The organism is Nannocystis sp. RBIL2 (genome assembly GCF_026626745.1).
GTDB lineage: Bacteria > Myxococcota_A > Polyangia > Nannocystales > Nannocystaceae > Nannocystis.
In genome coordinates this window covers 1,794,737-1,818,270 of the sequence record NZ_JAPNJW010000002.1, presented here as the reverse complement: position 1 = coordinate 1,818,270, position 23,534 = coordinate 1,794,737, and the positions used below count along the sequence as shown (strand labels likewise).

The following is a 23,534-nucleotide window of genomic DNA, read 5'->3' as shown; positions in this document are numbered from 1 at the left end:
AAACCGCGCGGCGAAAGGGAGGGTCCGGCGACCTCAGCCGCTTGACGGCGACGAATGGCAGCGATTCGGCCGCTATGTGCATTGTGTTTCGCGGGCCCGGAAATCCCCGCGGTCGATCACAATGCCGGCAATCTGCGCTCAGCCCTTCACGCCGCCGGCGGTGAGGCCGGCGATGAGGTGCCGCTGGGCGATGTAGAAGAGGATCATCACCGGGATCGAGACGATCAGCGAGCCGGCGGCGAACTTGGGCCAGTCGGCGCTGAACTCGGAGATGTAGCGCTGCAGGACCACGGGGACGGTGTACATCTCCTCGCGCCCGAGCATGGTGTGCGCCAGGACGAACTCGTTGTAGGCGCTCATGAAGGCGAACAGGGCGGTGACCGCGATGGCCGGGCGGGCGGCGGGCAGGACGACCTTGCGGAAGGCCTCGAAGCGGGTGGCGCCGTCGACCATGGCGGCCTCCTCGAGGTCGCGCGGGATGGTCTCGAAGGCGCCGCGCAGCTGGAAGATCGCGAACGGCACGGCGGTGGTGGCGTAGCAGAGGACCAGGCCCGAGCGGGTGCCGAGCAGGCCGAGGCCGTCGAGGATGATGTAGAGGGGGATCGCGCTGGCGACCGCGGGGAACATCTGCGTGGCCAGCAGGGCCCGCACGCCGCCCTCCTTGCCGACGAATTCGAAGCGGGCCAGAGCGTAGGCGGTCGGCACTGCGATGACGACGCCGACGAGGGCGGTGGCGAGGCTGATGACGATCGAGTTGGCGAGCTGCAGGCCGAACAGCCACCGGTCAGGCTCGCCGGGGACCTCGAGGGTCGAGAAGGCGACGCCGCGCAGGTGCTCGAGGGTGGGCTCGAGCGGGACCGGCAAGACCCGCGGGGTCGGCTCGACCGCGCCCGAGAACGCGAGAGAGACGACCCACAGCAGCGGATAGAGCGCGAAGGCGACGGCGACGACGAGCAGCAGGTGGGCGCCGATCGACTCGGTGAGGCTGACCTTTCGACCCTGTCCCGAAGGACTCATCACCTGGCCTCCTTGCGCGCCAGCCAGGCGGGCAGGCGGGTGGTGACGAGCAGGAGCAGGAAGATCAGGACGGCGTAGGCGGCGGCGTAGCCGTACTGGGCCTCGCGGGTGAAGGCCCAGCGGTACGCCTCGCTGACGAGGATGTCGGTCGAGCCGTCAGGGTCGCCGCCCGAGACGAGGAAGACGACGTTGAACATGTTGAAGGTCCAGATCGCGCCGAGAGTGACGGCGGGGGCGAGGGCCGGGCGGATCATCGGCAGGGTGACGCGCGTCAGCCGTTGCCAGCGAGTGGCGCCGTCGACCTCGGCGGCCTCGAGCACGTCGGCCGGCACTGCAGTGAGCGCGCCGAGAGTGACGACCATCATGAAGGGGAAGCCGAGCCACACGTTGGTGGCGACGTTGGCGGCGAAGGCGGTGGCGAAGCGCGAGAACCAGGCGATCGGCTCGATGCTGGTGCCGAACCAGTCGTTGACCGCGTAAATGAGGCCGGTGACCGCGCCGTACTGCTGGTGGAACATGCCCTTCCACGCCAGGGCGGTGACATAGCTGGGGACGGCCCAGGGGAGGATCAGGAGCACGCGGTAGAGCGCGCGCAGGCGCAGGGTCGGGCGCGACAGCACGAGGCCGAGTGCGAGGCCGATGCCGAGGTGAAGGACGACGTTGACGGCCGTCCACAGGAAGGTGACGAGGAGGACGAACCAGAACGAACCGGTGGCGAGCAAGGGGCCGCCGCGGGCGGTGAGGATCTCGACGAAGTTGGCGAGGCCGACGTAGTAACCCTCGCCCGGGCGGCCGGCGAACAGCGAGGTGGCGGCGCCGACGATCAAGGGGATGAACACCAGGAGGCCGACGACGACGACGCTGTGGGCGACGTAGCGGTAGGCCGGCAGCGAGGCCCGGAGGGCCCGGCGGGCCTCGGGATCGCGGGCGCGGCGGACCAGGTGGAAGGCGACGAGCAGCATGCCGAGGCCGAGCACCAGCAGCGCGGGGGTCGGCGAGGCGGCGGCGGGCGGCGGGCGGCGGACGTCGGCGAAGCGATGGGCGGCCTCGGCGAGCGCGTCGGCGGGCTCGGCCTGGCCGCGCAGGACCTTGCGGATCGCGCGGAAGGCCGGCTCCCAGGTCGAGCGCATGGCCGGATCGGCGGACATCGGCGCGGCCAGCTCGGCCTGGGCGCGGAAGCCGGCGAGGATCGGGCTGTCCTCGGGGACAGGTACGTCTGTCCTCACGGACAGGGTGCCGGCGAGGCGCTGGCGCACGGCGGCCGCGTCGGCGCTGCCGAGGGCGCGGGCCAGGTCGAGCGCGGCCGGCGAGGCGGCGCCTTGCGGCGACAGCATGGCGGCCTCGACGGTCAGCGGCGGGCGCATCGGCAGGCCGGTCTCGCCAACGATCGGCAGGGGCACGACGCGCCAGGCGAACTCGACGCCGGCGAGCTGGCCGACCAGCCACGGGCCGCTGATGGCGAAGGCGGCCCGGCCCGAGCGGAACAGGTCGGAGACGAGGGCGCCGTCGGCGTCGCGCGGGACGGCGCCGCGATCGACGAGCTCCTTGGCGAAGGCGAGCGAGCGCGCGGCGGCGGGGCCGACGAAGCCGAAGCTGGCGTCGTCTTCGAGCATGCGCCCGCCGAAGGCGGCCAGCAGGGGCATGTGGCCGTAGGCGCTCTGGGCCTCGTAGGCCAGCGGGTAGACGCCGGCGGGCAGCTTCAGGGCGGCGATGTCCTCGAGGGTGGGCGGGACGCGGTCGACGAGGGCGGTGTTGACGAACAGGGCGACCGACTTGGCGCTCAGCGGGACGCCCCAGCGCGCGCCGTCCTGGGTGACCGCGGCGAGCGACTGGGCGGTGTAGACCGAGTCAGGCTCGAGCGCGGGGCCGGCGTCACCGACGAGGGCGCGCAGGCGGTAGTCGCCGAGGCGCTCGTGCGAGTCGATGAAGACGTGCGGACCCTGGCCGCGCGGGATGGTGGCCGCGAGCTTGCTGCCGAAGCTCTCGTGGGCGACCGCCAGCAGCTCGACGCGGTGGCCGGTACGCGCGGCGAAGTCCTCCACGATGGCCACCAGCGCGGCCGCCTCGGCGTCGCGGTAGGCGTGCCACAGCCGCAGCTCGTCGGCGCGCGCGAGCGCGGGGGCCAGGACGGTGAGGAGGACGAACAGGGCGCAGAGGACATGTCCCGCGGAGCATGTACGCCGGGACAGGCGGGCGAGGGGCGAGGGGGCGCGGCCTGTTGGAGGGGCCCCGCGTTCTGGGGCGAGCGAGGAGTCTGGCGCCGGGACGGCGCGCGAGCGGGCGTCGGTCAACGCCGTCCCTGCGGAGCGGCCCGAGTTCGCCCGGAGCGAGCGTTTGGCCGCGCGCCTCAGCAACCGGACCTCGCGGACCTGTCCCACAAGACATGCGCGAACGGCCATGTTCTCCAGGGCATGTTCATGCGCGCAGGCTCAGGCCGGTGGCGGGGTCGAACAGGTGGAGGGCGCGCACGGCCAGGGGCAGGCGGTCGCCGCGGGCGACGCCGCTCTGGCTGTCGAGGCAGACGGTCAGCGGGGCGCCGCCGAGGCGGGCGTGGATCTGCAGCTCCGGGCCGAGCAGCTCGACCAGCTCGACGTCGACCACGAGGTCGGGGGCGTCGGGGCGGACCACGAAGTCGTGCGGGCGCACGCCGAGGCTGACCGTTCGGCCAGGTTGCAGGGCGGACCCGAACTGCGCCGAGTCGCGGATCGCGAGGGTCTGGCCGCCGGGCAGGGCGAGGCCGCCGGCCGCGACCTGGACGTTGTCGAGGAAATTCATCGCCGGGCTGCCGAGGAAGCCGGCGACGAAGCGGGTGCGCGGCAGCTCGTAGACCTCGCGCGGCGGGCCGACCTGCTCGACGACGCCGCGGTTGAGGACGAAGATCTGGTCGGCCAGAGTCATCGCCTCGACCTGGTCGTGGGTGACGTACACGCTGGTCGCGCCGAGCTGGTCGTGGAGCTTGCGGATCTCGACGCGCACCTGGGCCCGCAGCGCGGCGTCGAGGTTGGACAGCGGCTCGTCGAACAGGAACAGCTGCGGGCGGCGGACGATCGCGCGGCCCATGGCGACGCGCTGGCGCTGGCCGCCGGACAGGGCGCGCGGCAGACGGTCGAGCAGGTGATCGAGGCCGAGCATGGCGCTGACCTCGGCGACGCGGCTGGCGATGGTGGCCGGGTGGGTCTTGCGCAGGTTGAGGCCGAACGCGAGGTTGTCGCGCACGGTGAGGTGCGGATAGAGGGCGTACGACTGGAACACCATGGCGATGTCGCGGTCGCGCGGGGCGAGCCCCGTGACGTCGCGGTCGCCGAAGCGGATCTCGCCGGAGGTGACCTCCTCGAGGCCGGCGAGCAGGCGCAGCAGGGTGCTCTTGCCGCAGCCGCTCGGGCCGACGAGGACGGCGAAGCCGCCGTGCGGGACGTGGACGTCGACGCCGCGCAGGACCTCGGTGGCCCCGAACCTCTTCACGATCGTGCGCGCGGTGACGGCGACCATCGATGCGTCAGACGTCCTGCTGCGGGACCAGGAGCATGCCGGACACCGGCGGGAGGGTGAGGTCGAGGGTGCCGCCGGCGCCGACGGTGTACTTCTTGTTGCCGCCGAGGACGTCGACCAGCACCGCGCCGGCGGGGGCCGAGATGGTCATGGCGGCGCCCTCGAACTGGGTGCGGCTGTCGTGGTTCTGGTTGGTGTTGAACACGACGAGCACGTAGTTGTTGCCGGCCTCGCCGCCGGCGCGCTCGAAGGCGAAGATGCCGGCGTCCGACTCGTCGCCGGTGCGCGTGGTCGACCACACGACCTTGGTGTCGCCGCGGCGCAGCGCCGCCAGCTTCTTCCGGTACTCGAGCAGCTTCTTGGTGAAGACGAAGGTCGGTCCGGTGGTGTCGAACGCCGGCGGCGGGGTCGTCTCGCCCAGGTACGGGTAGGGCCGCCACATGTCCTCGCGGTTGCTCGGGTCGTTGCCGCCGCGGTACTCGAGCTCGGTGCCGTAGTAGAGGCAGGGCACGCCCTCGGCGGTCATGAGCATGAGCAGGGCGTTCTGCAGCATGGCCCGCAGGCGCAGCTCCTTGTCGCGCACCGACTTGCCGGCGAAGGCAGGGTGGGCGTCGACCCGCTCGCGCGCGAAGTAGAGGAAGCGCGCGACGTCGTGGTTGTCGATGAAGTTGACGAGGACCTTGTGCGGGGCGATGCCGGCGCTGTCCTTCGGCGCGACCGTGCCGTAGTTGACGGTCTTGTTGGCCCACAGGTTGGCGATCCGGTCGGTCGAGGCGCCGTCCTGGAACACGTCGCGGAACACCTGGTAGTGCTGCGGGAAGTAGAAGGCGCTGTCGAGCTGGTCGCCGCTGAGCTTCGGCCCGTCGTCGCACGAGTTCTCGCGCGCGAGCTCCTCGTCGCTCGGCAGGTCGTTCTTGGTGAACGAGCCGACCAGATCGTCGCGGCCGTCGAAGGCCTCGCCGAACATGAAGAACTTGCTCTTGCCCTGGGCCGCCAGCCGCTGGCGCACCCGCTGGGTGAAGTAGCGCCAGAACTCGTACTCGACGTGCTTGACCGTGTCGATGCGGAAGCCGTCGGCGTCGGTCAGCTCGATCCACCGCGCGTACGAGTCGACGAACGCCTGCTTGACGTCGCAGCGGGTGGTGTTCACGTCCTTGAGGCCGCCGGGGAAGTCGCCGGTGAGCAGCTGCTGCGGGTCGTCGTAATTGAAGGTGCGACCCTTGCGGTTGTAGACCTCGGGGTTCTGGAAGATCGCCGGCATCGGCGTGACGTGGCCGCTCTTCGGGTCGAACGGGAACACGACCGGCGCCGGCCCGGCCGGGCCCAGCGAGGTGAAGGCCTGGATCCCGAGCGGGTTGAAGTCGGGGTCGTACTCGGTGATGTGGGTGAAGCCCGACTGGTCGAAGCCGCCCGGCACAGGGGTGCCCTGCGGCCGCGTACCGGTGCCCTGCAGCAGGATGTCGGGCACGCCGTTCAGGTTCATGTCGTAGAAGAACAGCTGACCCATGTGGTTGGCGACGATGTCGATCACCACCAGCATGTCGCGCTCGTGCGCGGCCTGGACGAGGCTGCGCAGGTCGTCGAGGTTGCCGAAGTGGGCGTTCGGCTGGGTCAGGTCGACGGCCCAGTAGCCGTGATAGCCGTCGACGTTGGCGTCGGTCTCGATGTTCTTGATGACCGGCGAGATCCACAGGGTGTTGACGCCCAGCTCTTGAATGTAGTCGAGCCGGTTCTCGAGCCCGATCCAGTCGCCGCCGTGGTAGCGGGCCATGTTCTCGCGGTCGAGCAGGTAGTTGTTGCCGTCGTCGCCGTCGTCGAAGCGGTCGACGAGCACCTGGTAGATGACGGCCTCGCGCCAGTCCTGCGCGTGGGTGGCCATCTTGACGGGCTCTTCGAGGGTGTCGAAGTGGAGGCAGCCGGCGGCGGCCAGCAGGGTCGGGGCGAGGGCGAGGAGTCGGCGAGCGGGCATGGTCAGTCTCCGAGACCGCGTCAGCGGAAGTAGCTGGTGCTCCCGAACCACCATTCGGCGCCGACGCCGATGAAGTGGTCGATGCCTCGCCGGGCGAACACGTCCTCGGCGGGGTAGAACGAGCGCGCGGCGGCGTCGCGCACGGTGAGGAGGTAGATCAGGCGGATGTGCGGGCGCTGGAACGCTCCGGGCCCGCCGGGGGTGATGAACGGGATGAGGCCGAAGCGGCCCATCTGCGCGAACACTGGCTTGAACAGGTTGGGCTCGGCCTCGGTGGCGACGCCGCGCTGCTGGGCCTGATACGAGGCCTCGAGCGCGACGCCGGCGATCTTGGCGAACCACACCTGCGGGCGGACGATGACGATGCCCTCGTTGAGGTCGTCCCAATCGAGCGAGCGGCTGGCGTTGCGGAACTGGCGATAATAGGAGCCCATCAGCAGGCCGAACGGGCCGCGCTCCCAGTTGCCGCTGAGGGTGATCAGCGCCTCGTAAGCGCCGGTGGTCAGGCGATCGGGCCGCAGCTGCCGCGCGGCGTTGAGCTCGCCGTAGGCCGCGAGGCCGCTGGCGAACCGCGCGGTGAGGTTGACGTAGGTGCTGCGCTTGCCGGTGAAGGCGCTGAGCTGGGCGCCGCCGACGAAGCCCTTGTCCTTGGGCACGTTCTCGTAGACCTTGCTCTCGATCTCGCGCTGGCCCTCGGGCACGTAGTGCAGCTCGCCGTAGAGGATGCCCTTGATGCCGGCGCTGTCGCCGATCGGCCAGGTGTGGGTCAGCTTGAGGCTGCTGACGAGCTTCTGGCGATCGAGGATCGCGACCTCGGCGGCGCCGAATTGATTGTAGGCCGGCGGTCGCAGGATGGTCTGGCGATAGTACGGATCGGTCGGCTGATTGAGGCCGGCGTGGAACTTGAGCTCGGTGCCGGTCTTGAAGGTGTAGCCGACGCCGCCGCCGATGGTGTTGAGGTTGTCGAGCGGCCAGAAGTCGAGCAGGTAGATGTCGTCGCCGCGGTACATGCGGGAACCTGCCCAAAAGGACAGGCCCTTGACGCCGGCGTTGCGGACCTCGAGGTAGAGGTTGCGGATCGCCAGCGAGGCGGCAAACTGGCCGTTATAGTGGAAGATCGGGTTGGCGAACGCGGTGGTGGCGACGATCCGCGTGTAGGCGCCGGTCGACTTCCAGTAGTCCTCGCGCCGCAGCTCGAGCTCGGCGTAGTTGGCCTCGTCGAGCCGCGAGCCGCGAGCGACGATGTCGCCGTTGCGGCCGGCCCGTCCTCCGGCGTCGCCGCCGGCGATGACGCGGCCGTACGAGCCGAAGTGGAAGCCGTCGGCGAGGCCGGGCGGGCTGTTCGGATCGTGCGGGTGCGGGCCGCGAGAGGCCGGTTTGGCCGGCTTGGGCTCCGGCTCGGGCACGGGCGCCTCGGGCGGTTTCTCGGCGGTGGGCGCCGGCTCGGCGGCGTCGGCCGGGACCGCGTCGGGCGCCGGCTCGACGGGGACCGAGCTGTCCTCAGGGCCAGATCCAGCGGGGCCGGCTTCGCTCGGGGCCGGGGTCACCGGCGGCGTCGAGGCCGTGGGCTGCGAGGTGGTGGGCGGCGCGGCCGGGCTCTGAGCAGCGGCCGCGGGCGAGACGGCGGCGCCGAGGAACGCGACGGCGAGGGGCAGGAGAGGACGTAGATCGCGGCGCACGGCGTCGTCGCATTGGTACTCCGAAGCGACGACGGTTGTCGAGCGTGGATCGCGGGATCAGCCGAGGCGCTGCTTCAGGGCCCGGAGCAACTCGCGGTCGCCGGGGTCGTCGCTCTCGGCGACGAGGGTCTGGAGCGGCCCGACCGCGGTGTCGTAGGCGACCCGCATGTTCCGGGTGAACTCGGCGGGGGCGCCCTGCGTGTGGACGAACTGCCGCAACGCATGTCGCCGATCCCCGGCACTTCCCTGGGCGAAGGCGGGGTTGCTGAACAGGTCGCGATAACCCTGGTAGGCGGCGTCCATGTCGCCGCGGCGGAAGTCGGAGGTGATCTGCGCGAGGGCCTGGATCATCTGTTGTGACTGCATGAGTGGCTCCGTGAAACCCGTAGCACCACAAGGCAGACGCGCACGGGGCTGCACGGAGAGGACGGCGCCGGGCGCCGTCGTGATACGCTGGGCGCCGATGTGGGGTCGAGGCAGGTCCGCCCGAGTCGCCGCCGCGGCGATCGCGGCCGGGCTCGCTGCGTGCGAAGACGCGGCGCCACCGCGGCGCGACTGCGCGGCGACGGTGTGGGCCCAGCCGCAACGCCCGGGGGCGACGCTCGAGATCGTGGGCTCGTGGAACTCGTGGTACGTGCCCGGGATCCCGCTGCGCGCCAGCGCGGAGGACCCCGAGTGGCAGGTGGCCCGCGTGGCGCTGCCGCCCGGCGAATACGGCTACCTGATCGTCGAGGACGGGGTCGATCGCGTCGACGACCACAACCCGCTGACGACGTTCTGGCAGGAGCAGGACGACCTCGAGGTGTCGCTGCTGCGGATCGCCGATTGTGGGCAGCCGCAGCTGGTAGTCGACGGGGTGACTGCGACGCCGACCGGCGAGTGGACGACGTCGGCGCGGCTGCTCGCGGCGGCCGACGGCTCGCCGCTGCAGCGCGCGGAGGCCCGCGCGAGCGACGGGACGGTGGTGCCGGCGACGATCGACGCGGCCAGCGGATCGATCTCGATCGCGCGCGCCGGGCTGCCGCGCGGCAAGCACTCGCTCGAGCTGGTGGCGATCGACGAGGCCGGCCGCGAGGCGCGGGCGCGGGCGGTCGGTTGGGTCGAGCCGGCGGCGGAGCGGCCGCAAGAGGGGCTGCTGTATCAGATCATGATCGACCGCTTCCGCGGATCGGGCGGGGCGCCGCTCGCTGCGCCGGCGAGCCCGGGCGGACGCGCGGGCGGGACCTTGGCGGGTATCGAGGCGGAGCTCGACGCGATCGAGGCGCTCGGGGCGACCGCGCTGTGGCTGTCGCCGGTGTACGTCAACCCGATCGAGGCCCGCGAGGGTCGCGGCGACGGCCACCTCTACGAGGGCTACCACGGCTACTGGCCGCTCGACTCGCGCGGGGTGGACCCGCGGATCGGCGGCGAGGCGGCGCTGCGCTCGCTGGTGACTGCCGCGCACGCGCGCGGGCTGCGGGTGCTGCTCGACCTGGTGCCCAACCACGTCTACGAGGACAACCCGCGCTACCGCGAGTCGCAGGCGCAAGATCTTTGGAACATGTCCGATCCGCCATGCGTGTGCGGGCTCGGCAGCTGCGACTGGGGGCGCTACATCCAGACGTGCTGGTTCACCCCGTATCTGCCCGACGTGCGGCTCGAGCGGCCGGAGGCCCTGCGCTGGGCCTACGAGGACGCGGTGTGGTGGACGGAGGCGTTCGACCTCGACGGGCTGCGGGTCGACGCGGTGCCGATGATGCCGCGGGCGGCGACCCGGCGGATCGCGGCGGAGGTGCGCGAGCGGCTGGCGCCGCGCGAGGCGAGCTTCTTCGTCGGCGAGGTGTTCACCGGGCCGGGGGCGTGGGGGATCGAGGTGATCCGCTACTACCTCGGGCCCGACGGGCTCGACAGCGTGTTCGACTTCCCGCTGATGTGGGCGCTGCGCGACGCGATCGCCCACGAGTCGGCCGGCTTCGCGGCGGTCGAGGCGTCGCTCGTGGAGGTCGAGGAGAAGACCGCGGGCAGCGGCGGGACTCTGACGCGGATGATCGGCAACCACGACGTCACGCGGTTTTTGTCGGAGGCGGCGGGCGGGACTGCCTCTGACCCATGGGCCAGCCCGGAGCCGCAGCCGGACGCGGCGCTGCCGTACGAGCGCCTGGCGCTGGCGCTCGGGCTGGTGCTGACGCTGCCGGGGCTGCCGGTGGTCTATTATGGCGACGAGGTCGGGCTGGCCGGCGGGCAGGACCCCGACTGCCGGCGGGTGATGCCGGCGTGGGACGGGCTGTCGCCGCCGCAGGCGCAGCTGCTGGCGACTGCGCGCCGGCTCGGGACGCTGCGCCGCTGCTCGCCCGCGCTGCTCCGCGGGTCGCGGCGGGCGGTGACTGTGACGGGCGATACGTACGCGTTCGAACGGGCGACGCCGGCGGGGGAGCGCGCGCTGGTGCTGGTGTCGCGCGCGGGGGAGGGGCGAGAGGTGGCGCTGACGGACCTGTCCCTTCAGCCAGGCGAGTACGTCGACGCGCTCACCGGCGAGGCGTTCACGCTCGCGCCGGCGACGGCGGTGCCGATGGCGCCGCGCTCGCAGCGGGTGCTGCTGCCGGCCGGGGACGCGTGCCTGTGACGGTGCGATGGGACATGTTCGAGGGGACATGGCTCATCGGGCATGTTTTGAGGGACATGCTTGAAGAAGCATGTTCTTTCGCGCGGCTCGGGCCCGCCCGCGGGGGGCGGGCGGGCGAGGCCGCTCCGGCGCGGAAGCGAGCGCGAATTCGGGCCGCTTGCGAGATCGCAGATCGCGGCCAGCGAGGCTGATTCGGGCCCTGGGCGAGGAATGCGCGCTCTCGCGCGACGCCGGCGCTTGCGGCGAAATGAAACGTGTTCTAGGGGTGTAGAACGCGTTTCAAAGAAGGACGACCGCCTTGCTGCAAGCCTTGCTCGATCGTGTCTCGCCGCCCATCGATTCGATCCCGACGCCGACGCGCTGGCCGGTGTTCGGCCACATCCCGATGTTGACCCGTCACGGGCTCATGCCCGTCGTCGAGGCGGCGCGGCAGAAGCACGGCGACTTCTTCCGCCTGGTCGTCGGCAAGCACTCGCTGTTCGTCGCGCTGCACCCCGACGCGGTCGAGCAGATCTTGCTCACCGACAAGGACTCGTACGGCAAGCGCGACACGTACGACTCGATCCGCATGCTGGTGGGCGACGGGATCCTGACCAGCGAGGGCGAGCTGTGGCGGCGCGAGCGGCGGATCGCCCAGCCGTCGTTCAACAAGGGCAGCGTGGCGGCGCTGGCCGGCAAGATGACGCGGCTGACCGAGCGCACTCTTGCCGACTGGACCCGGCGCTACCGCGTCGGCGACGAGTTCGACGTGTACTCGGAGCTGCTCGGGCTGGCGATGGAGATCATCGGCGAGACGCTCTTCAGCCTCGACCTGCGCGCGCAGGTGAATGAGTCGGCGGAGGCGTTCACCGTGGCGCTCGAGCAGGTGTCGGGGCGCGGCAACCAGATGCTGCAGCTGCCGCTGCACTGGCCGACGCCGGGCAACCTGCGGCTGCGCAAGGCGCTGCGAACGCTCGACGAGGTGACGTTCGACATCATCGCGCGGCGGCGGGCGGCCGGCGCGCTGGGTGACGATCTGCTGGCGGCGTACCTCAACGCGCGCGACGAGAACGGCGCGCCGCTCGACCCGCGGCTGGTGCGCGACGAGATCGCCACGTTCTTCCTGGCCGGCCACGAGACCACCGCGATCGCGCTGGCGTGGACGTTCTACCTGCTCGGCACGCATCCGGCGGTGTGGGACAAGCTGATTGAGGAGGTCGACCGGCTCGAGGGGCGCGTGCCGACCGCCGAGGACGTGCAGTCGACGCTCGTCTACACCAAGGCGGTGCTGCAGGAGTCGCTGCGGCTGTATCCGCCCACCTGGAGCGGGGGGCGCGACATCGTCGCCGAGACCGAGCTCGCGGGCCATCGCGTGTATCCGGGCGATCGCGTGCTCTACCTGCCATTCCTGATGCACCGCGACCCGCGCTTCTGGGACGACCCGGAGCGGTTCGAGCCGGCGCGGTTCATGCCAGGACAGGCGCAAGCCCGGCACAAGCTGGCGTACATCCCCTTCAGCGCCGGCCCGCGCATGTGCATCGGCAATCACTTCACGCTGCTCGAGGGCACTCTGGTGCTGGCGATGATCGCCCAGCGCTTCCGCCTGTCGCTGAGCGCGCGGGCCCGGATCGCGCAGGAGTTCCAGATCACGATGCGCCCGCGCCACGGGGTCCTCGTTCGCGTCGAGGCCAAGCGTTGACGGAGCCTCCGGGGTTGCATAAACCCAGGTGGATGACCGCAGTCCCGCTCCCCGGTGAGCTCACCCTGGTCGACGACCGCGCCCGCAGAATCCTCGATGCGGCGGTCCGGCTCGCCGAGACCGGCGGCTTCTCGGCGGTGCGCCTGCGCGACGTGGCGCAGGCGTCCGGCGTGGCCCTCGGCACGGTCTACAAGCGCTTCCGCAGCAAGGAGGACCTGCTGGTCGGCGTCCTCTCGCTCGAGCTGGTGGCGCTGCGCGAGCGCTTCGCCACCGAACCGCTGCAGGGCGAGACCCGGCTCGAGCGGCTGGCCCAGTGCTTCGCCGCGCTGACCGAGACGTTGTGCGTCCGGCCCCACCTCGGCCGCGCGGTGATCCGCTCGGCCGCGACCGGGGAGAACGCGCTGGCGGAGCGGCTGCAGCGGTTCCACACCGCGCTGATGGAGCTGATCGTCGGTGCGATCCGCGGGCGCGACGACGGGCCGGTCAGCGCGCTCGAGCTCGAGCGCCTGGCGGTGCTCGAGGACGTGTGGTTCTCGCGCCTGGTCGGCTGGACCGGCGGGCTCCTGACGCCCGAGATGGTGGTCGAGCAGGTGGCGCGCGCGGCCCGGCTGCTCTACGGCGAAGACGGCGACGCGTGACGGGCCTGGTCTCGGGGGCATGTCGCTTCAGGCATGTCCCCGGGGGCATGGTCCTTGAGGCATGTTCCCAAGGTCAGCGCGAGTCGGCGGCCTCGGCGAGGGCGCAAAGGGCCGGGTCGCAGTGCTGGCTGGCGATCGGGCTGCAGCCGTCAGGCAGGCCGTCGACGCGGGTGATCTGGGCCCGCTGGGCGGGCGAGCGCAGCAGGTACACGAGGCCCTGGCGGGTGACGTACCAGGTCTCGCCGGCGCGGGTCCAGAAGCCGGGCCGCGGGCGCGGCGGGCTGTTGGCGGGCGGGGCGACGTCGATGAGGAGGAAGTCGTCGCCGTGGACGACCGGCTCGACGAGGTCCGGCGGGCTGACCGCGGTGAGGCGTGAAGGCGCGGGGCGGCCGACCTCGACGAAGTGCCGCTCCTCGCGGAAGTCGCCGGGCGCGTACAGCTTGAGGTGGTGGCGGGTGACGAGCCGGTACAGGGCGGCCAGCACGGCCAGCGGGAACAGGACGATGAAGCCGACGAGGACGCTGCGCTGGCCGTCGGTGAGGTGGTCGACCGCGACGCCGCCGAACGCCCCGGCGACGCCGTAGGAGAACACGAGGCACAGCGCGAGCAAGCCGAGCGGGCCGCGGGCCAGCGCGGCGGCCGTGCGCCCGAATCGTGCCGGCTCGAGGGTCATGCCACGCGCCGGTCATACCACGCGCCGCGGCGGCTGGACGACCGGCCGATACGATGGGGTGGACTGTGAAATTTTTGTGATTGAAATTACGGATTCGGCAGATGTCGTGATCGTCCGCGAGATTGGGACGGGACATGACATGTCTTTGGGGACATGTTTCATGGAGCGCGCGACCTCTTGCGGTCGCTCCGAGATTGCCGAATGGACATGTCTTTTAAAACATGTTCAAGCGGCCATGCTGGTGCGGGCGGCGGCGACCAGGAAGTCGACCACGGCGCGGACGCGGGGGGCGAGCAGGCGGCCCTGCGGGAACACCAGGTGGATCGGCAGGCCGGCCTCGGGGGTGTCGGCGAACAGGACGCGCAGGGCGCCGCGCTTGACGTCGGCGGCGATCGTGACGTCGGGCAGCCAGGCGAGGCCCATGCCGGCCAGGGCGAGCTGGCGCAGGGCCTCGTTGCTGTCGGCGGCGACGGGGCCCTGCGGGACCAGGCGGCCGCCGCCGGGCAGCTCCCACGGGACGCGCCGGCCGGCGCGGAGGATCGCGAGGAGGGCGTGCCGGCCCAGCGCCTCGGGCGTGCGCGGGACCCCGTGCGACTTGAGGTAGGCCGGCGTGGCGCAGATGCTGCGGCGCAGGCGGCCGATCCGCCGCTGGACCAGGCGGCCGTCGCCCTCGCCGCCGACGCGCAGGGCGAGGTCGAATTGCTCGGCCTGCAGGTCGACGAAGCGGTCGGCGAGGCCGAGCTCGACTGCGATCTGCGGGTGGGCCCGGTGCAGCGCGGGCAGCCGCGGGACCAGCCAGGCGTGGCCGAGCTCGACGGGCGCGCTGATGCGCACGACCCCGCGCGGGCCGGTCGCGCGCGACGCCTCCTCGCAGGCGTCGGTGATGTCGTCGAGGGCGCGTTGGACCCGCTCGAACAGGGCCTCGCCCTCGGGCGTCGGCTGCAGGCCCAGGCCGGTGCGCACCACCAGCGGCACGCCGAGCTTCTGCTCGAGCCGCGCGACCTGCTTGCTGAAGGCCGAGGGGGTGGTGCCGGCCTCGCGCGCGGCGGCGCTGAAGCTGCCGGCCCGGACGCTACGGACGAACGCCTGGAGTTGCGGGCTCAGATCCACGGGCTTTGCCTCGATGGCACAGGGTGTGTGCCAGGAATCAAACTACCATGCTGGCGCGGAACAGACCACACTCGGCGCACGAGGGACTCGAGATGAAGCGTGCATTCGTGACAGGTGTTTCCGGTTACATCGGCGGCTCGGTGGCGCGGCGGCTGGCGCAGGACGGCTTCGCGGTGGTCGGCCTGGTTCGCGATCCGGGCGCGGCGGCGCGGATCGAGGCGACCGGGGTGCAGCCGGCGATCGGCGGGCTCGACGACGCGGCGCTGCTGCAGCGCTTGGCCGGCGAGGCCGACGTGGTGGTGAACACTGCCGACTCCGATCACCGGCCGGCGATCGAGGCGCTGATCGCCGGGCTGCGCGGGACCGGCAAGACGCTGATCCACACCAGCGGGTCGTCGATCGTGGCCGACGAGGGCACGGGCGAGGGCTCGGAGCGGGTGTTCACCGACGACACGCCGAACACGCCGATCGCCGCCAAGGTCGCGCGCGTGGCGATCGACCGCCTCGTGCGCGAGGCGGCGGGCGAGGGGATCCGCAGCGCGGTGATCTGCCCGACGATGATCTACGGCCGCGGCTCCGGCATCAAGCGCGACTCGATCCAGGTGCCGATGCTGATCCGCGCGGCCCAGGAGCGCGGGGCCGGGGTCCACATCGGTCCGGGTCGCAACATTTGGTCGAATGTCCACATCGACGATCTGGTCGACCTGTATGCGCTGGTGCTCGAAAAGGCCGAGCCGGGCGGCTTCTTCTTCGCCGAGAACGGCGAGGCGGCGCTGGCCGACGTGGCGCGCTCGATCGGTCGCATGCTCGGCTTCGGCGACCGCACGGTGGAGTGGCCGCTGAGCGAGGCGATCGCGGCGCTCGGGGTCGAGGCGGCGAGCCTGGGCCTGGCGTCCAACAGCCGCGTGCGAGCCACCCACGCGCGCGCGCTCGGCTGGCAGCCGCGCCAGGTCGACCTGCTCGAGGACGTCGAGCGCGGCAGCTATCGCGCGGACTTCGGGCCGAAGTGAGGACGGGGCGAACGATTCGAGGAGCCGCGCCGGCCGCCATGGTCGATCGGGCATGTTTCAAAAGCCAGGTAGACGCCGGCGCGGGCGGTCGGGCCCGCAGCGAGCCCGGCCGTGACGCCCCACCACCGTGATCGGGCCTGCCGGGCCTGCGAGGGCGGGTAGGAGGCGGCCGGAGGCTTGACCCCGGGCGGGCAACGGCGCCATCCTGGGTCCTGCGTGGCTCGCTCGCTCCGGATCGTCCTACCTGTCCTTTCGACCCTGCTCGTCGGCTGCACCGATCCGCCGCTGGAGTCGGAGACGACCGCGACGGCGACGATGCCGCCGAGCACGATGCCGTACGACCCGTCGATGGGCGGCGGCGTGACCGGCTACGCGACCGGTGGACAGGAGGAGCCGACGACCGGCCCCGATCCGACCACGGGCGAGCCGCCGCCGCCGATGTGCGACGACGCCCTCAAGCGTTGCGCTTACGAGTTCACGTACCCCGACATGGGCGAGACGTCGGTCGAGGTGATGGGGAGCTTCGCGCCCGACGGGTGGACGAAGGGCGCGGCGATGACGAGCGACGGCAACACCTGGCGGGTGACCGTGCCGGTCCCGTGGGACACGGCGGTGCAGTACAAGCTGCGCATCGACGGGTCGATGACGTGGATCCCCGACCCGAACAACCCCGACCAGGTCGACGACGGCTTCGGCGGCTTCAACTCGGTGCTGCAGCCGATGACCTGCGAGGAGTTCACCTGCGAGGCGGCCTCGTGCGCGGTCGAGCAGGACGGCGCGTTCGACTGGCGCGACGCGATCATCTACTTCGTGTTCGTCGACCGCTTCAACAACGGCGACCCGGGCAACGACGCGCTGACGGGGGTCGAGACGGCGGCCGACTGGCAGGGCGGCGACTGGGCCGGGGTGACCGCGAAGATCGAGGACGGCTACTTCAACGAGCTCGGCGTCAACACTCTGTGGCTGACGGTGCCGATGAACAACACGTCGGACGACGGCCTCGGCACCGACGGGCACATGTACAGCGCGTACCACGGCTACTGGCCGACCGACCTGACGCAGACCGAGGAGCACTTCGGCACGCTGGCCGAGCTGCAGGCGCTGGTGACCGCGGCCCACGCGGCCGACATCAAGGTGATCCTCGACTACGCGATGAACCACGTCCACGTCAGCGCGCCGGTGTACGTCGACAACCCGGACTGGTTCAACCCGAACGACAACGGCAACGGCGGCGACTGCGTGTGCGGGGCCGGCTGCTCGTGGGACGGGGCCGACGGCGAGCGCTGCTGGTTCACCGACTACCTGCCCGACTTCGACTTCAGCAACCAGGCGGCCCGCGACTACTCGGTGAACAACGCGATCCAGTGGATCAAGGACACCGGCGCCGACGGGTTCCGCCTCGACGCGGTCAAGCACATCAAGATGGAGTGGCTGACCGACCTGCGCGCGCGCGTGAAGGCCGACATCGAGCCGATGTCGGGGCAGCACTTCTACATGGTCGGCGAGACGTTCACCGGCGACAAGCCGACCATCAACAAGTACGTCGGCTGCGACAAGCTCGACGGCCAGTTCGACTTCCCGCTGCGCATGCAGATGGCCTACAACGTGCTGATGCGCCAGGGCACGATGACGGAGCTGGCCGACTTCTTCGACGGCAACAACAACTATTACAACGGCGGCGCGGCGGTGATGAGCACGTTCATCGGCAATCACGACATCCCGCGCGCGATCCACCTGGCCGAGGACACGCCGGTGTGGAACAACCAGTGGGCCGACGGCAAGGACAAGGCGTGGAACGGCAAGCCGGGCCTGCCCGGCGGGGCGGCGGCGTTCGAGCGGCTCGGCCTGTCGTTCACGATGCTGTACACCACCCCCGGCGCGCCGCTCGTGTACTACGGCGACGAGGTCGGGATGCCCGGCGCCGGCGACCCCGACAACCGCCGCTTCATGCAGTGGACCAACTACTCGGGCGGGCAGACCTGGCTCTTGGGTCATATCCAGGATCTGGGGGCGATCCGCGCGGCCCACCCGGCGCTCCGCCGCGGCGCGTACACCCGGCTCGGCGCCGACGCCGACACCATGGCCTACTCGATGGCCGGCGAGGGCGAGACGGTGTGGGTCGCGCTCAACCGCAGCGACGCCGGCAAGTCGGTCGGCGGGCTGCCGGCGATGGCGCTCAAGGACGAGCTCTCGGGCGAGACCGTCGACGGGCCGACGGTGATGGTGCCGGCCCGCTCGGCGCGGGTGCTCGTCGCGCCGTGAGGACGGGACATGTCCTCCGGGACATGTCCTATGGCGCAAGGCGGCGGGAGCCGGGCGCCGGCGCTCGCTCGTGAGCCGCGTGCGCGGCCCTCGGCGTCGCGCTCGCAGGCAGCGGGGCGAGGCACGCGCCGGGTCGCAGGCGCGGAACAGCGAGCCCGCCGCTCGCTGTGACGACAGCCACTGCGCGCCGCAGCCCGCATCGGCGGGCGGCGGGGGGAGCGGCGATGGTGGTGATTGCTGGCCCCGAGGACAGGTGTGGACATTGCCGGGCCGCCGGCCGCAGCGGGCCCCGGGGGCCGCGAACGGGCGGGCGGGCGGTCACTGGCGCGGGCGCGGTCCTCGGCCATACGCCTTGACATGCAGCTCCGCCGACCCCGTGTCCTGCTGATCTCGATGGGCGCAGTGGCCCTGCTGCTGGCCGGGGCCAAGGTCGCGGTGCTGGCCGCCGGGCCCTCGGGGCCGAAGGCCGCGACCGAGGCGACGCGCCAGGCCAACGCGGCGCTGCTCCAGCAATTGCCGTTCGGCGACCGCGCGGACTTCGAGGACGCCGAGCGGGGCCTGATCGCTCGCCCGCACACGCTGACGATCACCGACGCCGACGGCAACGTGGTGTGGGATCTCGAGCCTTTCAAGAAATTCATCCGCCGCGACGCGCCCGCGCCCGAGACGGTGAACCCGAGCCTGTGGCGGCAGGCCCAGCTCAACATGATCTACGGGCTGTTCAAGGTGACGGAGCGGGTCTACCAGGTCCGGGGGTTCGACCTGGCGAACATCACGTACATCAAGGGCGACCGCGGGTGGATCGTGATGGACCCGCTGCTGACGATCGAGTCGGCGAAGGCCGCGCACGCGCTGGTCAAGCAGCACCTCGGCGACCGGCCGATCGTGGCTGTGATCTATAGCCATTCGCACCCCGATCATTACGGCGGGGTGCGGGGGCTGGTCGAAGAGGCCGACGTGCGCTCCGGTCGGGTGCGGGTCATCGCCCCGGAGGGCTTCATGGCCCACGCGGTCAGCGAGATGGTGCTCGCGGGCTCGGCGATGAGTCGGCGCGCGGCGTACATGTACGGGATGTTTCTCCCGCGCGACGCCCAGGGCAATGTGGGCAGCGGCCTCGGCATCGCGAACGCGACGGGGACGGTGTCGCTCATCGCGCCGACGCAGTCGATCACGAAGACCGGGCAGGAGCTGGTCATCGACGGGGTGAAGATGGTGTTCCAGCTGACGCCCGACACCGAGGCGCCGGCGGAGATGAACACCTATTTCCCGCAGTTCAAGGCGATGTGGATGGCGGAGAACGCGACGCACACCCTTCACAACATCCAGACGCTGCGCGGGGCCCCGGTCCGCGACGCGCTGGCGTGGGCCAAGTACCTGCAGCAGACGATCGAGCTGTACGGCGACGGGCTCGAGGTCAAGTTCCAGGCCCACCACTGGCCGATGTGGGGCCAGAAGAACGTGCGCGACTACCTCGAGAAGCAGCGCGACCTTTACAAGTACATCCACGATCAATCGCTGCACATGCTGAACTTCGGCTATATCGGCACCGAGATCGCCGAGTACCTGCAATTGCCGCCGGCGCTGGCGCAGTACTGGCCGAACCGCGGCTACTACGGGACGGTCCGCCACAACGCGCGGGCGGTGTACGACCGCTACATGGGCTTCTACACCGGCAACCCGTCGGACCTGAACGAACTGCCGCAGGAGCCGGCGGCCCGCAAGTACGTCGAATACATGGGCGGCGAGGCGGCGGTGCTGGAGCGCGCCCGCGCCGACTTCGAGCGCGGCGAGTACCGCTGGGTGGCGCAGGTGCTGCGCCACGTGGTGTTCGCCGACCCGGACAACGCGGCGGCCAAGGAGCTGCTGGCGGACGCGTACGAGCAGCTCGGCTATCAGGCGGAGTCGGGCCCGTGGCGCTCGGAGTACCTGCAGGGCGCCTACGAGCTGCGCCACGGGGTGCCCAAGGGCGAGCCGATCGACCCGAGCGGCCGCGACACGCTGCGCGCCCTGCCGCCGGCGCTGCTGTTCGACTACCTGGCGGTCCGCCTCAACGGGGCCCGCGCGGCCGCCAAGACGCTGAAGCTCGACGTCGAGCTCACCGACCTGAAGGAGCGCTACGAGCTGACGGTCGACCGCGGGGTGCTGAACTACACCCGTCGCACCGCCGAGGTCGACGGCGCCGACGCCGGCCTGACGCTGCAGAAGCTGACCCTCATCGAGCTGCAGCTCGGCAAGACGACGATCGAGCAGGCGATCGCTACCAAGGCGCTCAAGCTGCGCGGCGACCGGGCGGCAGTCGAGGAGTTCTTCGGCCTGCTCGATCGCTTCCCGCCGTCGTTCGACATCGTCACGCCGTGAGCGACATGTCGTCTCGGACAGGCTCTCTCGGCTATGTCCTTAGAGACATGTCCGAAAGGACCTGTCACGACGCCGGGGTCGCGGTGCGTCTGCGGCGGAGCAGCGGCCAGCTGACGAGCACGAGCACGGCGAACGAGGCGGTCATGACGAGGCGCGAGCTGAGCACGAACAGGGCGATCGCGGCGTCGTCGGCCCCGACCCACTTGAAGCCGCCGACCCACCCGGCCTCCTGGATCCCCAGCGCCCCCGGCGTGAAGCCCAGCATGCCCGCGAGCTGGCCGACCGGGGTGGCGGCGGCGATCTGGAAGAAGCTGAAGTCGACGCCGATCCCGGCCGCGGTCGACCAGAACAGCAGCATGGCCGAGAGGTAGCGCAGCAGGCTGAGCACGCCGATCTGCACGGCCAGGCGGCGGTCGACGACCGGCGGGTCGAGCTCGGGGTCGTCGACCGCGACGCGGCGCAGTCGGGCCCGCAGGGCGCGGGCGGCCGCGTACGCGCGCAGGGCCAGGCGGGTCAGCGGGGCCAGGCACACCGCGGCGAGCGCGGCGAACAGCAGGCACACGCCGGCGAACGAGCCGGCCGCCTGGGCGCCATCGAGGCCGCCGCGCCAGGCGACGAGGGCCCAGGCGAGCAGCATGACCGGCAGGACGAGGTCGAACACGCGCTCGAGCACTGCCTGAGTGATCGCGTGGCCGAGGCCGCGCTGGGAGCCGGCGGCCCGCAGGGCGACGCCGCGGCCGACGATGTCCATGACGAACGCGGAGCTGACCTGGCCGAGGATCTTGGTCAGGGCGAGGCTGTGGAAGTAGGCGATCAGCGGCAGGCGGTTGCCGCCCATCGCCTCGGCCATCAGGCGCCAGCGCGCGCTGGTCACCAGGGTGGCGGCGAAGGTCGCCAGCAGGCACACGCCGAGCCAGCCCGGGCGCAGCTCGGCGCGCGCGAGCGCGGCCCGCAGCTCGTCGCCGCCGGGCACCAGCCACCACACCAGGCCGGCGAGCAGGCCGAGGCCGAGCAGCAGCTTGAGCGCGGTGCGCAGGCGCGGGCTCACGCGCGGGCCCTCCTCGGGGACATGTCCGAACGGACCTGTTGCATCGGGCAGGAAGGAAGGGACATGTGCGAAGGGCTAGGCGCTCGCGGGCGCGGACGGGCGCAGGTCGAGCGCCGCGCGCCAGCCGAGGCGCAGGCGCAGGCTGGCGGCGATGCCGAGCGCGGCGATCATGGCGAGCTGGCAGGTGTAGAGGAAGAAGGCGTAGGTCGAGCCGCCGGCGCGGACGACGTCGGGCGGGAGGAACAGGCCGAGGCCGGCAGCGACGCCGAGCTGGAAGGTGCCGACGTGCGCGGGCGGGCCGGGCACGAGCAGGGTGAGGTTGAGGACGGCGAGGACCGCGAGCGCCTCGAGCGGGCCGAGGTCGAGGCCGCAGGCGCGCGCGAGCAGGGCCATGCCGAACACGTTGGTGCCCCAGTAGGCGACCGTGCCGAGCAGGAACAGCAGCAGCGGCCGCAGCGAGGGCAGGGCGCGCAGGCCGTCGGCCAGGCCGCGGGCGACGTCGGCGAGGATGGCGGCCGGCCGCGCGGCGATGCGCCCGAGCCCGCGGCGCAGCAGCAGCTCGAGCGCGGCGGGCCAGCGCGCGAGGACGACGAGGACGGCGAGAGCGCCGGCGAACAGGGCGAAGGCGGCCGTGCAGGCGGCGTAGAGGCCGGTCAGCGAGGGGACGTCGGGCGCGCCGGCGGCGGCGACGAAGAAGGCCGCGCACACGCACAGGCCGTCCACGACGCGCTCGATGGCGACGGTGCCGAGCAGCTGGCTGGCCGGGATGCCGCTGCGCCGCGCGAGCAGGGCCGGCCGCACCAGCTCGCCGAGCCGCCACGGCAGGGCGACGATCCACAGCGCGCCGGCGAGCCCGACGAGCATGACGTCGCCGAAGCGAACCTGTCCCAAAGGCCTGACGAGGAACCACCAGCGGGCGGACCGCAAGAAGGCGTACAGCAGCAGGGTGGCGAGGTAGGCGGGCAGACCCCAGGCGGCGATCTCGAGCGCGTCAGGGAGTGGGTCGAGCTGGCGCTGGACCAGCCACAGCGCGAGGCCGGTGATCCCCAGCGACAGGCCGACGCGCAGCCACGGACGCCCGGAGGCGGGCGCTGCGGTCGGCGCGGGAGCGGGCTCGATCGTCACTGTCGGCGAGAGTGTCCCCGGGGCGGCGGCGAATGTCAGGGCCCTGGTTCGGACCCGCCGCCGATCGCCGCCCGCCGCGGCGGAGAGGCCTCACGCGGCGCCGATCCGGCTCGCGGGGCCCCCGCTCGCGGCAGGGCTCGACGACCCGGGCGCACGAGGGGAGCGCCGCGCTCGCCGCCGAGGTGATGCACCCGCCCGAACTGCGGCGCTCGCGGGCCGCTCGCTCGGCGAGGGGCCGCGGCGCGAGGCGATCGAGCGGCGCGAGCCGGTCGGCGAGGAGGACGAGCGCCGGGTCGGCCGCAGGAGAGGGCACGGACGGCGTCGCTGCTTCGTCGCGCGAGGGGGCAGCGCCGTCGATTCGACCCAACACAAAGAGCGGCGCAGGACGCCGCTCTCGAGTGGGCAGGTTGTCGGATCACGAGCGGCCGCGAGGGCTCACTTCTTCTTCGCGCTGCGGAACCGGCTCAGGTCGTTGGGCAGGTCGGCGACCGAGGGGAAGTTCTTCTCGGGGTGCAGCTTGCGGGCGCGCTCGAGGAGGGTCTCCTCGCTCTCGCGGCGCTCGGGGTCGGGGACGCAGCACTCGACCGGGCACACGGCCTGGCAGGCCTCGTAATCGTGGAACCCGACGCACTCGGTGCAGAGGTTGGGGTCGATGACATACCGGTCGTCGCCCTCCGAGATCGCCTCGTTGGGGCACTCCGGCTCGCACGCGCCGCAGTTGATGCACTCTTCAGTGATGTGGGTCGCCATGGGTAAAACTGGGCTCCTTCCGGGCCGGGGCCACGCGCCCGCAGTGTGCCACGCCTGGACGGCGGCGGCGCAGCAGGTGTGGCGCGCAACATGTGACCTTGCGTCAAGGTCGCGTGCCGCTCCCCG

The 23,534-nt window shown here is 71.8% G+C and carries 17 protein-coding genes; 6 read left to right on the top strand and 11 right to left on the bottom strand.

Translation table 11 applies throughout. The features are described from left to right. Positions 1–138 precede the first annotated feature (138 nt). From OV090_RS32330 to OV090_RS32305, 6 genes are all read right to left on the bottom strand, one after another. Positions 139–1,017, bottom strand: coding sequence for a sugar ABC transporter permease (locus OV090_RS32330; protein ID WP_267708521.1), 879 nt, complete (start codon positions 1,015–1,017; stop codon positions 139–141). Then, positions 1,017–3,308, bottom strand: coding sequence for an extracellular solute-binding protein (locus OV090_RS32325; RefSeq protein WP_267708520.1), 2,292 nt, complete (start codon positions 3,306–3,308; stop codon positions 1,017–1,019). The genes OV090_RS32330 and OV090_RS32325 overlap by 1 nt, the downstream gene beginning before the upstream one ends. A 124-nt stretch (positions 3,309–3,432) precedes the next feature. Next, positions 3,433–4,506 (bottom strand): sn-glycerol-3-phosphate ABC transporter ATP-binding protein UgpC, encoded by a 1,074-nt coding sequence (ugpC, locus tag OV090_RS32320; protein ID WP_267708519.1) that lies wholly within the window; start codon positions 4,504–4,506, stop codon positions 3,433–3,435. 7 nt (positions 4,507–4,513) lie between these two features. Further along, complete coding sequence (locus OV090_RS32315) at positions 4,514–6,475, bottom strand: alpha-amylase family glycosyl hydrolase (protein ID WP_267708518.1); 1,962 nt, start codon at positions 6,473–6,475, stop codon at positions 4,514–4,516. Positions 6,476–6,495: 20 nt separating this feature from the next. Beyond that, entirely contained in the window at positions 6,496–8,154 is a 1,659-nt protein-coding gene (locus OV090_RS32310; protein WP_267708517.1) for a carbohydrate porin, read from the bottom strand. Positions 8,155–8,211: 57 nt separating this feature from the next. Continuing rightward, on the bottom strand, positions 8,212–8,520 hold the full coding sequence (locus tag OV090_RS32305) for a hypothetical protein (RefSeq protein ID WP_267708516.1): 309 nt from the start codon (positions 8,518–8,520) through the stop codon (positions 8,212–8,214). Between the two features lie 97 nt (positions 8,521–8,617). Between OV090_RS32305 and OV090_RS32300 the strand changes: the two genes are divergently transcribed. The 3 genes from OV090_RS32300 (at position 8,618) to OV090_RS32290 (ending at position 13,072) form a co-directional block, all read left to right on the top strand. After that, positions 8,618–10,756 (top strand): alpha-amylase family glycosyl hydrolase, encoded by a 2,139-nt coding sequence (locus OV090_RS32300; RefSeq protein ID WP_267708515.1) that lies wholly within the window; start codon positions 8,618–8,620, stop codon positions 10,754–10,756. Positions 10,757–11,054: 298 nt separating this feature from the next. Beyond that, entirely contained in the window at positions 11,055–12,434 is a 1,380-nt protein-coding gene (locus OV090_RS32295; protein WP_267708514.1) for a cytochrome P450, read from the top strand. A 32-nt stretch (positions 12,435–12,466) separates the two neighbouring features. Beyond that, positions 12,467–13,072 (top strand): TetR/AcrR family transcriptional regulator, encoded by a 606-nt coding sequence (locus OV090_RS32290; protein WP_267708513.1) that lies wholly within the window; start codon positions 12,467–12,469, stop codon positions 13,070–13,072. A gap of 73 nt (positions 13,073–13,145) precedes the next feature. Here OV090_RS32290 and OV090_RS32285 read toward each other — a convergent pair whose 3' ends face one another. Continuing rightward, positions 13,146–13,745 carry a hypothetical protein gene (locus tag OV090_RS32285; RefSeq protein WP_267708512.1) on the bottom strand — a complete coding sequence of 200 codons (600 nt, stop codon included), beginning with the start codon at positions 13,743–13,745 and terminating at the stop codon, positions 13,146–13,148. Positions 13,746–13,970: 225 nt separating this feature from the next. Then, a complete protein-coding gene (locus OV090_RS32280) occupies positions 13,971–14,855 on the bottom strand; it encodes a LysR family transcriptional regulator (protein ID WP_267708511.1) in 885 nt (294 codons plus the stop codon). Between the two features lie 92 nt (positions 14,856–14,947). On the opposite strand from OV090_RS32280, the gene OV090_RS32275 reads away from it, so the two are divergent. The 3 genes from OV090_RS32275 (at position 14,948) to OV090_RS32265 (ending at position 20,485) form a co-directional block, all read left to right on the top strand. Next, entirely contained in the window at positions 14,948–15,865 is a 918-nt protein-coding gene (locus tag OV090_RS32275) for an NAD-dependent epimerase/dehydratase family protein (RefSeq protein ID WP_267708510.1), read from the top strand. A gap of 216 nt (positions 15,866–16,081) precedes the next feature. After that, the gene (locus OV090_RS32270; RefSeq protein ID WP_267708509.1) at positions 16,082–18,127 is read left to right on the top strand and encodes an alpha-amylase family glycosyl hydrolase; all 2,046 of its coding nucleotides are present in this window, start codon (positions 16,082–16,084) and stop codon (positions 18,125–18,127) included. 357 nt (positions 18,128–18,484) lie between these two features. Then, positions 18,485–20,485 carry an alkyl sulfatase dimerization domain-containing protein gene (locus OV090_RS32265; RefSeq protein WP_267708508.1) on the top strand — a complete coding sequence of 667 codons (2,001 nt, stop codon included), beginning with the start codon at positions 18,485–18,487 and terminating at the stop codon, positions 20,483–20,485. Positions 20,486–20,549: 64 nt separating this feature from the next. On the opposite strand, the gene OV090_RS32260 is transcribed toward OV090_RS32265, so the two are convergent. From OV090_RS32260 to OV090_RS32250, 3 genes are all read right to left on the bottom strand, one after another. Then, positions 20,550–21,533, bottom strand: a complete 984-nt coding sequence (locus OV090_RS32260) for a lysylphosphatidylglycerol synthase transmembrane domain-containing protein (protein ID WP_267708507.1) — start codon at positions 21,531–21,533, stop codon at positions 20,550–20,552. Between the two features lie 75 nt (positions 21,534–21,608). Beyond that, positions 21,609–22,658 carry a lysylphosphatidylglycerol synthase transmembrane domain-containing protein gene (locus OV090_RS32255; protein ID WP_267708506.1) on the bottom strand — a complete coding sequence of 350 codons (1,050 nt, stop codon included), beginning with the start codon at positions 22,656–22,658 and terminating at the stop codon, positions 21,609–21,611. Between the two features lie 435 nt (positions 22,659–23,093). After that, the gene (locus tag OV090_RS32250; protein ID WP_267708505.1) at positions 23,094–23,408 is read right to left on the bottom strand and encodes a YfhL family 4Fe-4S dicluster ferredoxin; all 315 of its coding nucleotides are present in this window, start codon (positions 23,406–23,408) and stop codon (positions 23,094–23,096) included. Between the last annotated feature and the right edge of the window lie 126 nt (positions 23,409–23,534).

Excerpts from the sequence above, each read along its gene's own strand:
- OV090_RS32330 (WP_267708521.1), bottom strand. The coding sequence starts at position 1,017 with ATGAGTCCTTCGGGACAGGGTCGAAAGGTCAGCCTCACCGAGTCGATC.
- ugpC (WP_267708519.1), bottom strand. The coding sequence starts at position 4,506 with ATGGTCGCCGTCACCGCGCGCACGATCGTGAAGAGGTTCGGGGCCACC.
- OV090_RS32315 (WP_267708518.1), bottom strand. The coding sequence starts at position 6,475 with ATGCCCGCTCGCCGACTCCTCGCCCTCGCCCCGACCCTGCTGGCCGCC.
- OV090_RS32305 (WP_267708516.1), bottom strand. The coding sequence starts at position 8,520 with ATGCAGTCACAACAGATGATCCAGGCCCTCGCGCAGATCACCTCCGAC.
- OV090_RS32300 (WP_267708515.1), top strand. The coding sequence starts at position 8,618 with ATGTGGGGTCGAGGCAGGTCCGCCCGAGTCGCCGCCGCGGCGATCGCG.
- OV090_RS32290 (WP_267708513.1), top strand. The coding sequence starts at position 12,467 with ATGACCGCAGTCCCGCTCCCCGGTGAGCTCACCCTGGTCGACGACCGC.
- OV090_RS32285 (WP_267708512.1), bottom strand. The coding sequence starts at position 13,745 with ATGACCCTCGAGCCGGCACGATTCGGGCGCACGGCCGCCGCGCTGGCC.
- OV090_RS32275 (WP_267708510.1), top strand. The coding sequence starts at position 14,948 with ATGAAGCGTGCATTCGTGACAGGTGTTTCCGGTTACATCGGCGGCTCG.
- OV090_RS32265 (WP_267708508.1), top strand. The coding sequence starts at position 18,485 with ATGCAGCTCCGCCGACCCCGTGTCCTGCTGATCTCGATGGGCGCAGTG.
- OV090_RS32250 (WP_267708505.1), bottom strand. The coding sequence starts at position 23,408 with ATGGCGACCCACATCACTGAAGAGTGCATCAACTGCGGCGCGTGCGAG.